At 67.8% G+C, this 15,890-nt stretch carries 12 protein-coding genes and 1 pseudogene; 8 read left to right on the top strand and 5 right to left on the bottom strand.

The annotated features are described in order from the left end of the window. The first annotated feature begins 45 nt into the window (after window positions 1-45). The 6 genes and pseudogenes from PV410_RS29345 to PV410_RS29320 all read left to right on the top strand — a co-directional run. The gene (locus tag PV410_RS29345) at window positions 46-2,652 is read left to right on the top strand and encodes a Pls/PosA family non-ribosomal peptide synthetase (RefSeq protein ID WP_500328778.1); all 2,607 of its coding nucleotides are present in this window, start codon (window positions 46-48) and stop codon (window positions 2,650-2,652) included. Between the two features lie 24 nt (window positions 2,653-2,676). Then, a complete protein-coding gene (locus PV410_RS29340; RefSeq protein WP_500328777.1) occupies window positions 2,677-3,684 on the top strand; it encodes a TauD/TfdA family dioxygenase in 1,008 nt (335 codons plus the stop codon). Window positions 3,685-3,866: 182 nt separating this feature from the next. Beyond that, complete coding sequence (locus PV410_RS29335) at window positions 3,867-5,462, top strand: acyl-CoA ligase (AMP-forming), exosortase A system-associated (protein ID WP_500328776.1); 1,596 nt, start codon at window positions 3,867-3,869, stop codon at window positions 5,460-5,462. Then, window positions 5,459-5,629: a hypothetical protein gene (locus tag PV410_RS29330; protein ID WP_500328775.1), complete on the top strand. Its 171-nt coding sequence runs from the start codon at window positions 5,459-5,461 to the stop codon at window positions 5,627-5,629. The genes PV410_RS29335 and PV410_RS29330 overlap by 4 nt, the downstream gene beginning before the upstream one ends. Next, window positions 5,626-5,898 (top strand): acyl carrier protein, encoded by a 273-nt coding sequence (locus PV410_RS29325; RefSeq protein WP_500328774.1) that lies wholly within the window; start codon window positions 5,626-5,628, stop codon window positions 5,896-5,898. The genes PV410_RS29330 and PV410_RS29325 overlap by 4 nt, the downstream gene beginning before the upstream one ends. 520 nt (window positions 5,899-6,418) lie before the next feature. Further along, window positions 6,419-6,676, top strand: a pseudogene (locus tag PV410_RS29320) (Na+/H+ antiporter NhaA); the annotation flags it as partial. 200 nt (window positions 6,677-6,876) lie between these two features. Here PV410_RS29320 and PV410_RS29315 read toward each other — a convergent pair. Further along, the gene (locus PV410_RS29315; RefSeq protein WP_500328773.1) at window positions 6,877-7,668 is read right to left on the bottom strand and encodes a hypothetical protein; all 792 of its coding nucleotides are present in this window, start codon (window positions 7,666-7,668) and stop codon (window positions 6,877-6,879) included. Window positions 7,669-8,952: 1,284 nt separating this feature from the next. Continuing rightward, window positions 8,953-10,506: a GH39 family glycosyl hydrolase gene (locus PV410_RS29310; protein ID WP_500328772.1), complete on the bottom strand. Its 1,554-nt coding sequence runs from the start codon at window positions 10,504-10,506 to the stop codon at window positions 8,953-8,955. A 289-nt stretch (window positions 10,507-10,795) separates the two neighbouring features. On the opposite strand from PV410_RS29310, the gene PV410_RS29305 reads away from it, so the two are divergent. Both PV410_RS29305 and PV410_RS29300 read left to right on the top strand, forming a co-directional pair. Further along, complete coding sequence (locus PV410_RS29305; protein ID WP_500328771.1) at window positions 10,796-11,107, top strand: hypothetical protein; 312 nt, start codon at window positions 10,796-10,798, stop codon at window positions 11,105-11,107. A 130-nt stretch (window positions 11,108-11,237) separates the two neighbouring features. Beyond that, window positions 11,238-11,372 (top strand): hypothetical protein, encoded by a 135-nt coding sequence (locus tag PV410_RS29300; RefSeq protein WP_500328770.1) that lies wholly within the window; start codon window positions 11,238-11,240, stop codon window positions 11,370-11,372. A 142-nt stretch (window positions 11,373-11,514) separates the two neighbouring features. Here the strand turns inward: PV410_RS29300 and PV410_RS29295 are convergent, their stop codons facing one another. The 3 genes from PV410_RS29295 to arfA all read right to left on the bottom strand — a co-directional run bounded on the left by PV410_RS29295 (window position 11,515) and on the right by arfA (window position 15,856). After that, window positions 11,515-12,570 (bottom strand): LacI family DNA-binding transcriptional regulator, encoded by a 1,056-nt coding sequence (locus tag PV410_RS29295; protein WP_500328769.1) that lies wholly within the window; start codon window positions 12,568-12,570, stop codon window positions 11,515-11,517. Between the two features lie 170 nt (window positions 12,571-12,740). After that, a complete protein-coding gene (locus PV410_RS29290) occupies window positions 12,741-14,276 on the bottom strand; it encodes a glycoside hydrolase family 43 protein (protein WP_500328768.1) in 1,536 nt (511 codons plus the stop codon). An 80-nt stretch (window positions 14,277-14,356) separates the two neighbouring features. Beyond that, window positions 14,357-15,856 carry an arabinosylfuranosidase ArfA gene (arfA, locus tag PV410_RS29285; protein ID WP_500328767.1) on the bottom strand — a complete coding sequence of 500 codons (1,500 nt, stop codon included), beginning with the start codon at window positions 15,854-15,856 and terminating at the stop codon, window positions 14,357-14,359. Between the last annotated feature and the right edge of the window lie 34 nt (window positions 15,857-15,890).

Here is a 15,890-nt window from a genome sequence, read left to right as displayed (position 1 = left end):
TTCTGCGCCCGAGCACGGAAACAAGCCGACCTGCCACCGGTATCCATGCCGGACATCTACAAACACCCCACAATCCGAACGCTCGCAGCCGCCCTCACCAACGACGCCTTGACCGCCGAACCGGCCGGCAATCCAGCCATACTCGCTACACGCGAACGACGCTTCGCCGAAGTCCTGGCCGACATCGTGCACACCGAACACGTATCAGTCGACAGCCACTTCTTCAACGACCTCGGCGCCGACTCCATGCTGATGGCCCGATTCTGCGCCCGAGCACGGAAACAAGCCGACCTGCCACCGGTATCCATGCCGGACATCTACAAACACCCCACAATCCGAACGCTCGCAGCCGCCCTCACCGACACCAAACCCGACGCCAAAGCCAGGCCCGCCTCGCAGCCGGCGACTCCGGCAGCTCCCATTGCGCCGCCGAGGCGGGCGCGCAATGCCGAGTACGTCCTCTGCGGGGCGTTGCAGCTCCTGTTCCTCTTCGGCTACCCCGCCCTTACCGCGATCGTCGCGGTGAAGGGCTACGAATGGGTCTCGGCCAGCCCGAACCCGGTCGACATCTACCTGCGGGCGGTCGCGTACGGCGGCGCGATGTTCCTCGGCCTTTGCGCCCTCCCGATCCTGCTCAAGTGGGTGCTCATTGGCCGGTGGAAGCCGCAGCAGATCCGCGTCTGGAGTATGGCGTACTTCCGCTTCTGGCTCGTCAAGACCCTGGTCCAGCGGAACCCGATGGCGCTGTTCGCCGGTTCACCGCTCTACGTGCTCTACCTGAGGGCACTGGGCGCGAAGGTCGGTCGCGGCGCCGTCATCTTCTCCAGGTCCGTGCCCGTGTGCACCGACCTGCTCAGCATCGGCGACGGCACGGTGATCCGCAAGGATGCGTCCTTCAACGGCTACCGGGCCCACAACGGCATCATCCAGACGGGCGCGGTCAGCGTCGGCAAGCACACGCTCGTCGGGGAGATGACGGTGCTCGACATCGGGACCTCGCTGGGTGACGGGTCCCAGCTGGGGCACTCCTCATCGCTGCACGCCGGTCAGACCGTGCCCGACGGGGAGCGCTGGCACGGCTCCCCTGCGCAGCCGGCCGACGTTGACTGCCAGCGGGTCCCCACGATGGACGTCAGCACCCGGCGACGGTGCATCTTCGCGACCGTGCAGCTGGTGAACCTGCTTCTGGTGGGTACGCCGCTGACGTTCGTCATCGTGGTCCTCGCGCTCACGAAGGTCCCGCAGCTCGTCACGTTGTTGGACGCGGGACCGCTCTCCCTCACGAGCGGGGCGTTCTACCGCGACAACGCGCTGGTCATATCCGCCGTGCTCTTCTTCGGCGCCCTGCTCGTCAGCCTCGTCTTCGTGGGAGCCGTTCCGCGTGTGCTGAACCTCTTCATCAAGCCGGACAAGGTCTACCCGCTGTACGGATTCCGCTACTGGATTCACCGCGCGATCGCCCGCACGAGCAACAGCAGGTTCCACATGACTCTCTTCGGTGGCACCTCCTACATCGTCCACTACCTGCGTTGGCTGGGCTACGAGCTTCGCGACGTGCGGCAGACCGGCTCGAACTTCGGCGAAATGGTCAAGCACGACACCCCGTTCCTCAGCGCGGTCGGCAGCGGAACGATGGCCGCGGACGGGCTGTCCATCATCAATGCCGACTTCTCGAACACATCGTTCCGACTGTCCCGTGTGTCGATCGGGGCAGAGAACTTCCTTGGAAACGTGATCGCCTATTCCGCGCAGGGCAAGACGGGCGACAACTGCCTCCTCGCAACGAAGGTCATGGTTCCCGTCGACGGACAAGTACGGGAAGGCGTGGGCCTACTGGGCGCGCCGAGCTTCGAGATCCCCCGGTCGGTCAAGCGTGACAAGCAGCTCGAGGTGGAGAGCAAGGGCGAGCTGCGCCGCCGCCTGCGGGCCAAGAACATCTACAACACCATCAGCATGGCGCTGTTCCTGCTGGTGCGCTGGATCCTCATCTTCATCGTCACCGTGCTCTACCTGGCCGCCATCGACCTCTGGGCCTCCCTGGGCGTGCTCGCGTTCGCACTGGCCACCGCCGGGGTCTTCGTTTTCACCGTCGCCTACAACGTCCTGGTCGACCGGCTGGTGCGGCAGTTGCAGGCCTTGCGGCCGCAGGGCTGCTCGATCTACGACCGCGCCTTCTGGCGGCACGAACGCTTCTGGAAAGTGAGTTCCCTCGCCTATGTCCTCGTCTTCAACGGCACCCCGCTCAAGAACGTGATCTGGCGGCTCCTGGGTATGCAGATCGGCCGCAGGGTCTTCGACGACGGCCTCCGCGTGCCCGAGCGGACGTTCACCACGATCGGGGACGACTGCACTCTCAATGCGGACACCATCATGCAGTGCCACTCGCAAGAGGACGGAGGCTTCAAGTCGGACCGTATCGTGATCGGTGCCGGCTGCACGCTCGGTGTCGGCGCATTCGTCCACTACGGCGTGACAATGGGCGACGGCGCGGTGCTTGCCACCAGCTCCTTCCTCATGAAGGGCGAGGAAATGCCACCGCACGCACTGTGGGGCGGGAACCCGGCCAAGAAGATGCGCGGGCAGTCGGCCGACCTCCAGGTGCGCACGATCAGCCGCGGCGACGGCGCCGCCGTGCCCGTCCACGGCGACTGACACCCGGCGAAAAGGAGAAATGAGATGTCGATCTCTTCCCAGACAGCGCTGCCCGAGGTGGACCTGCAACCCGGCAAGCCGCCGATCCTGCACACCAAGCCCGCCGACGACGCGGTGCGCTGGGCAGCCGAGAACCGCGCGGCGCTGCGCGCGATGGTGGCCGAGCACGGATCGATCCTGATCCGCGGCCTCGGGCTGCGCGACGCGGCCGAGACCGTCGCCGTCTTCCACCAACTGGCGCGCACAGGTCTGATGACCGAAAGAGAGGCCTTCGCCTCCCGGCAGGCCTACGCCGAGGGCGTGTACTCCTCCTCGAAGTGGCCGCCGAGCCAGCCGATGTGCCTGCACCACGAGCTGAGCTACCGGCTCGAGTTTCCCGGCCTGATGCTCTTCGCGTGCCTGTCCGCACCCATCGAGGGCGGGGCGACCGGTGTGTCGGACTCGACGGCCACGCTCGACGCGCTGCCCGGCGACCTCGTCGAACGGCTCGAGCGGGAGGGCTGGATGCTCGTCCGCAACTACAACGAGGAGATCGGGACGTCGATCGCCGAGTCGTTCGGCACCGAGGACCGTGACGCGGTCGAGAGCTACTGCCACGCCAACGCCATCGAGTTCGAGTGGCGATCCGATGGAGGGTTGCGCACCTGGCAGCGCCGCAGCGCGGTGGTGCGGCACCCGGTCACCGGTCAGCGCTGCTGGTTCAACCAGATCGCCTTCCTCAACGAATGGACGCTCGACCCCGAGGTGCACGAGTTCCTCATCGACACCTACGGCGCCGAGGGGCTGCCGTTCACCACCCGTTTCGGGGGCGGCGACCCGATAGGCGAGGACGTCGTGCAGCTGCTCAACGAGACGTACAAGGCCAACACCATGCGGGAGCCCTGGCAGGCGGGCGATCTGATGCTCGTCGACAACATCCGCAGCGCACACAGCAGGGAGCCCTTCACCGGACCGCGTGAGGTCCTGGTCGGGATGGTCGACCCGGTACGCCTGGCCGACTGCTCGCCGACCGTCAAGGTGAACGCCGGATGACCACGTCCCCCGTGCGACCGTTCGCGGTCATTTCCGGTGCCCACGTCCACCGCGCGAGCCGTCGAACCCCCCGCGCCCAGCACCCAGGCAATCCCGGCCCTGCCTTCGGAGACCAGCCGGCGCAGGGCAGAGGTCTGGGATCCTCGGCTGCCAGGCAAAAGTGAGAGAAAGAAACCGCCGAAATGATCAACCGATTGCCGGACCTCGTTGCGAGGTCCGCCCAACGCAACCCCCGCGCGCCCGCCCTGACCGCACGGACGACCACGATCTCCTACACCGATCTGCACGAGCGGACGGAGCTCGCGGCCAGCGGCCTAAGCGACCTCGGCCTCAATAGTGGCGAGCGCGTCGCGGTCTTCCTCGAAAAGAAGATCGAGACCGTCGTGGCAATGCTCGCCTGCTCGCGGGCCGGTGGCGTGTTCGTCCCGGTGAATCCCGTGCTGCGGGCCGGGCAAGTGAGGCACATCCTCGACGACTGCACCGTGCGCGTACTGGTGACCTCCACAGACCGGCTGCACACCCTGCGCGCCCAACTCGCCGCCTGCAAGTCACTCTCCCACGTCCTCGTCCTGGGCGACTCGCTTGCCGATGACGCGGAAGCCCCTTACCGCGTGCTCCCCTGGTCGAAGGTCGCCGAGCCCCCGAGCCAGTCCGCGTGTCCTGCGACGGGCGGCGTCGACACGGATGTGGCCGCGATCCTCTACACGTCGGGGAGCACCGGGCCCCCGAAGGGCGTCGTGCTGTCGCACCGCAACCTCGTCGCCGGCGCGGAGAGCGTCAGCGCTTTCCTGAACAACACGGCAGAGGACCGAATCCTGGCCGTCCTCCCACTGAGCTTCGACGCCGGACTGAGTCAATTGACGACCGGCTTCTGCGTCGGTGCCCATGTGGTGCTCGCCAACTACCTGCTGCCGGGTGACGTCATCCGGCCGTGTGTGGAACACCGCATCACCGGGCTGGTGGGCGTACCGCCGCTGTGGATCCAGCTGGCAGCCCAGACGTGGCCGTCCGAGGCCGTGACCGGGGTGCGCTACTTCGCAAACACCGGGGGGCGGCTGCCGCGCGTTACCCTGCAACAACTGCGAACGATGTTCCCGAACGCAACGCCATACCTGATGTACGGCCTCACAGAGGCGTTCCGTTCCACCTACCTCGATCCCCGGGAGGTCGACCGGCGACCCGATTCCATCGGCAAGGCCATCCCGAACGCCGAGATCCTCGTGGTCCGGGAGGACGGCGGCCTGTGCGGTCCGGGAGAGCCGGGTGAGCTGGTGCACCGAGGTCCGCTCGTCGCGTTGGGCTATTGGAATGACGCAGAACGCACGGCCGAGAGGTTCCGGCCGCCGCCGAACCGCCCGGTCGAGCTGTGTACGCCCGAGCTGGCGGTCTGGTCCGGCGACGTCGTCGTCCGCGACGAGGAGGGCTTCCTGTACTTCGTCGGACGGCGCGACGACATGATCAAGACGTCGGGATACCGGGTCAGCCCGCAGGAGATCGAGGAAGTGGCGTACGAGACCGGCCTGGTCCACGATGCCGTCGCACTCGGCCTCGAGGACGAGGCACTTGGCCACCGGATCGTCCTGGTCGTGACACCCTGCGACCCCGCCGGCTTCGACCCGGCCACGATGACCGCACGCCTGCGGCAGGAACTACCCGGCTACATGGTGCCTGCCGATGTGGTGGCCCGGAGTGTCCTGCCCCGATCGCCGAACGGCAAGTTCGATCGGGCACTTCTTCGCCACGAGCTCACCGCCTCCCGCACTCGGGAGCCCGCGTGACCGCAGGCGCCTACGCGCACCCCACGATCAGCCGGTCCGCGATCGCCGACGGCATGCTCCACATCGGCAGCCTCCCGGTCGGGTCGCTCGCTGAACGCGCCGGTCCCACTCCGGTCTTCCCCGCAGGCCGCCGGGTCTGCACGGCCGATGAGGAGAAGCCAGCATGACTCGCTCGCCAGAGATCTCGCAGGCGATTTTCGAGGACGTCAAGGCCGTCGTGGTGGTGACGCTGGACATCGAGGACCTGGCCGATGACCTCGAGCCGGAGACGGGACTATACGGCAATCTCCCCGAAATCGACTCGCTCACCGTCGTCAAGCTCATCGTCGCATTGCGGAAACGGTTCGAGATCGAGATCGAGATCGACGAGATCATCTGTCAGACCTTTGACACCCTCGGGCAGCTCGCGGCCTTCGTGGAGTCCAAGGTGCGCTGAGAGTCGCTCCGCGGCGTCGAGCACCAGACGCGGATCCACCGTCCGGATCGGGACGCGCGAAATGCCATTGGATCTCCTTCCCTGCACGGCCTGGCTGTTCACCCGGCAGGCAAGAAGGAGGCCCGTCTTCGTATCGGCAGGTCGCCCGCGCACCGCGGCACCTCCACGCGCCAGCGTGAACAGGTCGCCCGGGGTCTGCACCACCCGCCGGCAGCAGCGGCTTCTTCAACTGCTGGCACACAGAATGCACTTCATGGGGCACCGCCTCCAGCCGGAGCCTCTCCACACCCGCCCACACCGCACCGGACCGGCGCATGCGGCCAGCACACCAGCATCCGGCTGCTGAACTCATCAGATCCCTTCTGCAGCTTGGCTGCAGGAGGTACCCGACACCGCGCTCGCCAGAATCCGTCCCGGCCTAGCCGGCCGCGCAACCGCTGTACAGAGGGGCGTCCAACACGGTAGCCAGCTGCTGCTCGCGCTCGGCACCGTTGCCGTCGTCAACGCGCTCACGGCGCTGTCCGCCGCCCTGCCCATCATCGCCGCCGTGTGAGGCAGGGCCGCACCAGCCGTCCTCTACGCCGTCACCGCCACCGCGGGCGGCGGGAGTCTGGACGGCGGCTGGGCGGTACCGATGGCAACCGACATCGCCTTCGCGCTCGCGGTCCTGGCCGTCCTGTCCATACACCTGCCGGCCGCGCTGCGCGCGTTCCTGCTCACCCTGGCTGTCGTAGACGACCTCGGCGCGATCCTGATCATCGCAGCCTTCTCCACCTCCAAGGTGCTCGAACCGGCCCCCGTGAACGCGCCGGGCACCCGGGGGCAGGCCGATCCCGAAGTAGCGGCGCAGGTCGTCCACCACCCGCTCCGCATCCAGAACGACGTGCAGGCGCTGCCCCACCACAGACGGCTCCCCGCCGGAGGAACCAGGCCCCGCGACGAGTTCGTGGATCTCAGATACCTGTGCCCTCATCTGTGTCAGTTGTGGCCGGTGGCGTCGGCTGGGCCGCCCATACCTCGCTGATCAAGGTGAAGGACGTAGTGAGCATTCCGGCCCCCCCAGCGTGGGGGCATGACGGAATGAGCCATCTGGCCGTGGGCGATACGGTTGCGCAGCTTGCGCCCCTCGTGGAGGAACTCCGTCTGCCGATCGGTCAGGAGGCCACTCTCCCCCCCCTGCTTGATGAGGGCGTGGAGCGGCTTCGTGCCGGAGTCAGGGACCTCGGCCCGGAGGACGATCTCCATCGCGATCAGGGCGTGCAGGAGGGCCACGGTGGAGAACTCGTAGCAGAAGTAGGAGTGGCGCAGGAGCTCGCGGGAGGTGTGCAGCACCGTTGCCGCGGACTGCGGGATACCGGAGGGCACCGTCAAGCCGGCGACGACGTCGTGCATGTCGGCGTACTGGTTGCCGAAGTGGTGGGCCCGGGGGTCGGGCACGGGGAACGGCAGGCGCTGATCGGTGGCGGCGTTCCACGGCAAGGGCATCCGCGTGCCGCTGTCGGCAGACCCCGTCCGGGCAGGTGGCTCCTCCCAGAGGAGGAGCACGGCCAATGCGATCTGGAGCACGAGCGCTGCCCGGTGCCGGAAAGGCGTGTCGACCAGGTCGTGCAGGACGCTGTTGCGGAGGTTCATCTGCCCGTCGGCGTTGCCCAGCACCGTCCGGAGGACGAGAGGCCACGGCTCGGGGAAGCCGAGTTCATCCAGCTTGTCGAGGAGGGGGCCAAGCTGCTGGACCTGTCCGATGGTCTCCCCTTTTGCGTGTGTGATCACCGCGATGTCGGCTGCCTGAGGTCGGCGGCGCAGCGTGCCTTCGAGGCGCGGCAGCGCCAGGGCCAGGGCCGTGTCGACATCGCCCTCCCAGAACGCTCGAAGGCGCGGGCGAGACCGCGCATCCGAGTCTCCGGAGCATGCTCCGGGCTGGTGAAGAACGGCACGAGGTCGTCCGCCGTCGGGCGGAACCGGTCGCGGACTCGGTCCAGTTGGGTTTCGACGACCAGGCCGTGCACGTCGAGGGCGAAGACGTGCTGCCGAAAGAAGAAGCTCTCTCCTCCCCTGGTCCAGGTGCCCTCCGCTTGACGCTCGGCGTTCGGTCGCGTGCGGCACCCGCGTCCGTGTGGGTGCGGCACGCGTTGTCGGCGGCGTCGATGGCTGGCTCGCAGGAGTCGACTCCGCTGTTCACCGCGCTGAGAACTGCTGGCTGAGCATCCATCTCGACTCCTGACTCCAGGTGTAGCGGTCGAACTCTAGGCGACCGTCCTGGCCGGGAACGAGTGGATTGTGAAGCTGGGTGACCTCTTCTGCATCGACGGCGTGGCTTGCCCGATATGGACTTGGGCTTACCCGCTTCTGCCGGAGCCTTGCCCACGTCAGCCGCGTAGACGGGAGAACCAGCTGGTGCCCTTCTACTCAGGCGCGACCTGGTCCTGCTCAATGTTCGGGCGGGCACCACAAGTGTCAGTCCCGGGCCGCAGGTCGCAGGTCCCGCACAAGGACGGGTGCGGCTCCGGACGATCTTCCAGCCAGCGCCCTCTGCTTCTATAGCGCTCCACCGTTCGTCGGTGAACTTCGCCCCGCAATCAGTGCATACGAGACATCCGGGCCTCCCGCTCGGCCGCCTGGTTCGCCTCCTGCTCCTGCGCTGCCATCGCACCTGGTGGCAGTCGTATGCCGATTCCGGTCAGTTGGGTGCCGAAGGGCTGGGATACCTGGGAGCGGGACGGCAGGCCGTGCAGTCCAGTACTCGGCGGTGGGGGGCCGCACATGTTGGGAAGCCATGGCGAGGATCCCGGAGACGCTCCGATGGCCGTTTTCCAGTGGCCGACCGCCCGAAACGGGCCCAGTGCCAGGGCGCCTCCGTGCTCGCCTCGACAACGAGCGGCGCACCGTCCGCGCGGGGGCGTGAACACACATCAGCAGACGTCCTCGCCGCCCGGCTGAACACGGTGGCACATCCCCTCCACGCGACAGCGATGACCATCCAGGCGGTCACCGGAGCGCACATCGGCCAGCTCGGGCTCATCCGCGATATCGACATCAACGAAACAGCGACCGCCGTCAAAGTCCACGACAGCCCCGCCCACCGCCAATGCCAGCGGTGCCGAGGCCGAACAGCCGGTTGTCGCTCCACCACTCCGGCGTCTCGTCGACGACCGGCGTGAGCTCCAGCAGCGTCACCTCGTTGCGACCGAGGACGAGGTCCACGTCGGCGCGCCCGCCGGCGACGGGCACGCTCCGGTGCGAGCGGGCGGGTTCGGCGGCCTCACGAAGGGCGTCGAGCTGGCGGTTGACGGGCGCGAGCGGCCGCCCCATCTCGCACCAGGCGGCCCAGGGATTACCGGCGTCCTCGCTCACGGAGCGGCGGCGCGCGAAGGCGGAGCCGTGCGCGTCGTGGGCGCCGACGGGCAGAGACAGCCGGACGGTGTGGCCGTCGACGGTCTCGCCGCCGGTCTGGTCGGCCGGAGCCCAGGCCAGCACGGTGACGCGGCCGTCGCCGTGCCGCGTCACCAGGTGGTCCTCACCTCGGGCGAGCACCTGCTCGCCCATCTCGGCCATGAAGGTGTACAGGTGGTAGGTGGGCTTCTTGATCTGACGGTGGGTCAGCAGTCCGAAGCCGCCATGGAACGGCGCGGTGGGGATACCCACCTCCTCGAAGACGTCGCTGAACGTCCAGTAGGAGAAGGAGTCGGCAACATCGCCGCCGCTGGCCAACACCGGTGCGAGGTACGCCGCGTGGAACGCGGTGTCGTGGATCGGGTTGTCCGGCCGGTACGAGGAGTTGAACTCGGTGATGTGGACCGGCAGGTCCGCGAGCTTGGTGCCCGCCAGCTGTCGCCGCGGGGCGCCGAACTGCTCCAGCAGCGCCGACGCCGGCATGAGCGTCTGGTGCGCACCGAACGGCACGTGCTGCTCGGGGCCGGAGGTGTAGGCGTGGCGGCTCACGAAGTCGATCGGCACGTCGCGGGTCTCGACGAACTCGGCGAAGCGCTGGATCCACTCGTCCTCGTAACCCGGTGCCAGGGAGGGTCCGCCGACCTGGAGTTCGGCGTCCACCTCCTTGACGGCCAGCGAGGTCACCTCATAGAGGCGGTGGTACGCGTCTTGGTCCGCGGCCCAGAAAATCGGCAGGTTGGGCTCGTTCCACACCTCGATCGGCCACCCGCGCACCTGGTCGATGCCGTAGCGGTCGACCAGGTGCCCGATGACGGCGCGGACGAGGTCCGCCCACTCCTTCTCGTCGCGAGGAGGGGTGATGTTGCCCTTCCACCAGAACACGGTGTCGTCGCCAGAGGCGAGCCCGGACGGCATGAAGCCAAGTTCCAGGAAGGGCGCGATGCCCATCTCCAGGTAGGCGTCGACCACCTGGTCGACGTATGTGAAGGCGTGGCGCACGCGCCGCTCGCCGGCGTAGTCGTAAGGCCGGTGGATGCCCATCCCGTCACTGAGCAGGCCGTGCCCCCGGATGTACCGGAAACCGATCTCCTTCTGTACGAGGTCGAGCGAGTCCTGGTAGTCACGCCGCAGCGCGAGGTCGAGCCGACCCGTACCGACGCAGTGGCGCCAGGCCTCGGAGAGCTGAGTTGTCGACTCACTGGGGATGACGATCCGCATGGTGGCGGTTCCTTTGCTGCGGTGCGGGCTGCCGCGCGACGGGCAGGCAGGTACGTCAGTTGTGCTGATGTCCGACGTACTACGCACCCTAGGAAGCCGGGGAAAACGGTGTCAAGACATCGAGTTCTCGCGGAACCGGCACTACGTGATGTGCTCGAGGCGAGCCGCTCAACCCCAGGTGCACGATCGTGAGTCATGTCTGCCGCATCGGTAACGATTGCGCAACCTGCGCAAACCACGGGTGGTCGCCTGCTCATTTCAAGCGGTAGACATTGCTTCATCTTCATGGATGGCCATTACTTTGCGCAACTTTTTCGCGCTCGCGGTGTTGACGACACATCAGGAAGTCCCCACGATGACGAGGAAGACACGCAGCGCGACAGCTGCCGCGATCGGTTTGGGTATCGCGCTGGCTGCCACTGGTCGCGCCGGCAGCGGCGACACCGGCAGCAAGGGTGGTTCGTCCGGCGGCAAGGTCACTTTGAGCTTCTGGGAGAACGCGCAGCCCGGGCCTGGTGAGGGGTACTGGAAGGCCGCCGTGAAGGAGTACCACTCGCTGCATCACCGAAGGAGGCCCTTGGCTTCCTCCAGTTCGTTGTGACCAAGGACCAGCAGAAGGCCTACGCCAAGGCCTTCTACACGATCCCGGTGAACAAGGACGCCCAGGAGGTCGTCACACCGACCCCTACAACATCTCGGCACTGCAGGCCTTCAACAAGGCCGCTCACTCCATGCAGTTCCTTGACACCGTGTACGGCCAGAACGTCGGCAACGCCATGAACACCGCCGTCGTGAACCTGCTGGCCGGCAAGGGCACCGCCGCCGACATCGTCAAGGACACCAACGCTGCCGCCGCGAAGGGCTGAGTAAGCACACGATGAGCAAGACCCTGGGTACTGACACGGCCACCGGCCGCCAGTCGCAGGGCACGCTCGTGATCTTCCCGGTGGCCCTCGCCGTGTTCTGCGGCGTCTGCCGATGACACAGGCCGGCACAGGCCCGCCGGCGTCATCGGCGTGGCGTTGCGGTTACCGAGGCGGGCCCGGTGGAGGCGCGCAGGACCAGCTCGGTGGCCAACTCCATGCGTGCGGGGCGTCGGATGCCGCCGTCTACGCTCCGGGAAAGCTCGATCAGGAGCTTGACCGCTGCGGCACCCAATTCGGTGCTGGGCTGCCTGATGGTCGTCAGCCCGGGGCTGACGCAGTATGCCTCGGGCAGGTCGTCGAAGCCGATGACACTGACATCCTCGGGAATGCGCAGGCCTCGAGCATTCAGTGCGTCGTAGATGCCGAGCGCCATGGGGTCCGAGCAGGCGAAGATTCCCGTGATCCCCGGGTGCCTGTCGAGCAGGGTGTGGGTGGCGGCCACGGCCTTGACACGATTCCATCCGCCGTAGGCCACGGACACCGTGGCACCGCCGGGTGCTGTGTCGGCTGCCGCACGGAAACCGTCGACGCGCGCTCGGCTGAAGAGATGACGGGCGTGGCCGGCAACAACCCCCATTCGCTCGTGGCCCAGAGACAGGAGGTGCTCGGCGGCCATGCGGCCGCCGTCCCAGTTCGCCACGCCGATGCTTGCCACCCCCGATGGCGGCGTACTCATCGGGTCGATCAGGACCACGGGGACGCCTGCGGCAAAGAGCGCGTTGAACTGCCGAGAGTTGGGATCGACCAGCGTCCCGATGGTGCCGACGCTGCGCCTTCTCAAGACCCGCGACACCCAGTCGCTGTGCGGCTCGGCGAGCGTCAGCACGACATCCAGTCCCGCTGTTGCCGCCTCGCGCCCCACCCCGGCTATCACCAGATTCGCCCACGACCCCTCGAAGTGGGTGACCACGAGTGTGAGCACGTTGGACAAGCCGCTCTCGTCCCGCACGCTTTCGATCTTGGCTCCGCCCCGGCGGGTGTAGCCGACGGCTCGCACGGCTTCCATGACCCTCGCGCGCGTCTCGGCCGAGACGTCGGTTCCGCCTCGCAGCACCTTGGACACGGTGGGCACGCTCGTGCCAGCGGTCTCGGCGACCAATGACAATGTCGGGCGCGATCCGACGGGTCGGGGGGACATGAGGACAGGCTATCCAGGGGGGAGGCCGTCCAGGACGGCGGGTCGGCAATGGCGGGCACTTGAGCGGTCGTGGACAAGGGCTTCGAGGCGGTTTGACGGCGCGGTCTCGCGGCATGCCGCGTGCCGCACCCACACGGACGCGGGTACCGCACGCGACCGAACGCCGAGCGTCAAGCGGAGGGCACGTGGACCAGGGCGTATTCGAACCAGTCGAAGGCAACCACGCCCTCGGTGGCGTACATGCCGATGACGCGACCGGTGAAGCCGCAGGCGACCTCGGTGGACAGGTAGCGCCCGTCCAGTTCGACGAGTGGCTGGGCGTCCGCGGCGTCGGGATCGCCGAGCCAGAAGGCGATGGTGTCAGGGCCGGTGGTCCCGCCGTCGGTGAGTTCGGGCGACGCGGGCACAAGGCCGGACGTCCGGATCACGACGGTAAGGGTCAGCGGCCCGGACGGGACCGGTCGGCGGGCCACGGTCTGGCGCAGCGGGCCGATCCGGGCGACGACGCCGGCCTCTCCGTTCCCGACCTCCAGTGCGTAGTGGTGGGCCTCGTCCAGGCGCACGCTGAGGCCGCCGCGTCCCGTACCCGGGTCGATCACAGCGGTGACGCGGCAGTCGTGGTGCTGCTGGCGGCGCCCGACGAAGGTGTACCCAGGGCGGTCGAGGGTGGCGCCGGTGGCACTGAGGGTCAGCCAGCCAGGGCGCTCGTTGAGCGACCAGGAGCCCTCCGGGCGGGTGAACGGCGAGACCCAGTACGGCGCGAGAGCGGACTCGTCGAAGTCGTCGCGGGCGGGCAGGGCCGGAACGGGGTGCCAGGCACCGCCCGGGGCCGCGTGGCTCTCCGGAACGGGCGCGACAACGGGCCAGCCGTCCTCGTCCCACTCCACGGGGGTCAGGAACGTCTCGCGGCCGAGCACGTGCACGTCGGGCGTGAAGCCGCGGGGCCGGACGCCGAGCAGCACCATCCACCAACTGCCGTCGGGAGCCTGCACCAGATCGGCGTGGCCGGTGTTCTGGATGGAGCGGGCGGTACCGCTGTGGGACAGCAGGGGGTTGGCGGGTGCGCCTTCCCAGGGGCCGCGCGGCGAGCGGCCGCGGGCGATGGACACACTGTGGCCGCGTTCGGTGCCGCCTTCCGCGATCAGCAGGTACCACCAGTCGCCGATGCGGTAGAGGTGCGGCGCCTCGGGGTACTTGAGGCCGCTGCCCGACCACGTGGCGAACGGCCCCTCCAGCACCTCCCCCTTGACCGGGTCGATCCTGGCCATGTTGATGCCGCCTGCGGGCCCCGAGAAAGCGCACCAGCAGGTGCCGTCCTCCTCCCACGCCAGGTCGGGGTCGATCCCGTGCAGGTCGATCCACACCGGGTCGCTCCACGGCCCCTCGGGCCGCTCGGCCGAGACGACGAAGGTGCCGCCGCCGTCGACATTGGTGTTGATGACCCAGTAACGGCCGTCGTGATGGCGGATCGTGGGGGCGTAGAGGCCGCCGGACGCCTTGGCGCCAGGGAGAGGCAGCGGCAGTTGCTCGGGCCGGTCGAGCACATTGCCGATCTGTTCCCAGTGCACGAGGTCCTTGCTGTGGAAGATCGGCAGCCCGGGGAAGTACTCGAAGCTGGAGCACACCAGGTAGTAGTCGTCGCCGACCCGGCACACGCTCGGATCGGGGTGGAACCCCCTGATCACGGGGTTGTCGTACGTACGCACAGAATGTGGTCCCTTCACATCGTCGAGCACCGTCGCGAGTTCAGGCCGAGCACGGCGCCAGATCTGCTTCATGTCGTCGCTCAGCGAAGGGCGATCGCCGTCCACGACACCGGCGGCAGCTCGATCGTGAGCACGCCGTCGGCGAGTGTCGCGCTCTTGTTCGCGGACGGGGTCACCCGGTGCTGCTCGGCGAGTGTGTTCTTCGCGTACACGTCGGAGTCGGCGACCGTGACCGCCTCGCCGATCTGCGATGAGCCGAGGCTGCGCACATCGACCGTGACCTGCGCGGCCTCTTGCAGGTCGCGGTTGACGAGGAAGACCGCGGCCCGGTCCTCGTCGACGGTTGCGACGGCGTCGATGACGGATGCCTCGCCGTGGCGTGCCGTTGTGTACGCCGGCGCCTCGACCACGGGCCGGATCACCTCGCCGGAAGCGATTCGACTCGTGATCGAGAACGGGTAGAAGATCGTCTGCCGCCAGGCCGGGCCGCCGGGCTCGGTCATGATCGGCGCGATCACGTTGACGAGCTGCGCGAGCGATGCCGAGGTGACGCGGTCGCTGCGCTTGAGGAGCGTCATCAGGAGGTTGCCGACGACTACGGCATCCGCCACCGTGTACACGTCCTCGAGTTGCCGAGGGGCGTGGCGCCACTCGTGGTTGAGCTCCTGGGACTCCTGGTGCTCCTTGAGGTACCAGATGTTCCACTCGTCGAAGGAGATGTTGATCTTCTTGTTCGAGCGTCTCTTGTTCCCCACGTGGTCGGCGGTCGCGACGACGGTGTCGATGAAGTAGTCCATGTCCATCGCCGAGGCGAGGAAGGAGCCGAGGTCGCCGTCGTGCTCCTGGTAGTACGCGTGGCACGAGACGTAGTCGACATGGTCGTAAGCGTGCTCGAGCACCGTGCGCTCCCAGTCGCCGAACGTCGGCATGCCGGACCCGGAGGAGCCGCAGACGACGAGTTCGAGGTCCTTGTCGGCCATCTTCATCGCGGCGGCGGTGCGGGCGGCGGTCTTGCCGTAGTCGTCCGCCGTCATGAAGCCGGTCTGCCACGGGCCGTCCATTTCGTTGCCGAGGCACCACATGCGCACGTTGTGCGGGTCCGGTGTGCCGTTGGCGATGCGCAAGTCGGACAGCGCCGTGCCCGACGGGTGGTTGGCGTATTCGAGCAGGTCCAGGGCGGACAGGATGCCTCGCGTGGCGACGTTGACCGCCAGCATCAGCTCGGAGTCGGTGAGCTTGAGCCACTTGGCGAACTCGTCGAGGCCGACCTGGTTCGATTCGAGCGAGTGCCAGGCGAGGTCGCGGCGCACCGGGCGCTTCTCGCGGGGGCCCACCGAGTCCTCCCAGCGGAAGCCGGAGACGAAGTTGCCGCCCGGGTAGCGGACGGTCGTGCTGCCGAGCTCCTTGACGAGTTCGACGACGTCCATGCGGAACCCGTCGTCGTTCGCGCTCGGGTGTCCCGGCTCGTAGAGCCCCGTGTACACGCAACGGCCGAGGTGCTCGACGAACGAGCCGAAGGTGCGGCGTCGGACAGGAGCGATGACGGCCTGCTTGTCGAGCTCTATATGGGCGCGGGGCAATGCGATGGTCCTTTCCAAGGGATGGCGCGGACGT

Source organism: Streptomyces sp. PA03-5A, from assembly GCF_033792725.1.
In the GTDB taxonomy this organism is placed as follows: Bacteria; Actinomycetota; Actinomycetes; order Streptomycetales; family Streptomycetaceae; genus Actinacidiphila.
The sequence above is the reverse complement of the archived record's forward strand: the minus strand, read 5'-3'. Positions and strand labels throughout refer to the sequence as shown.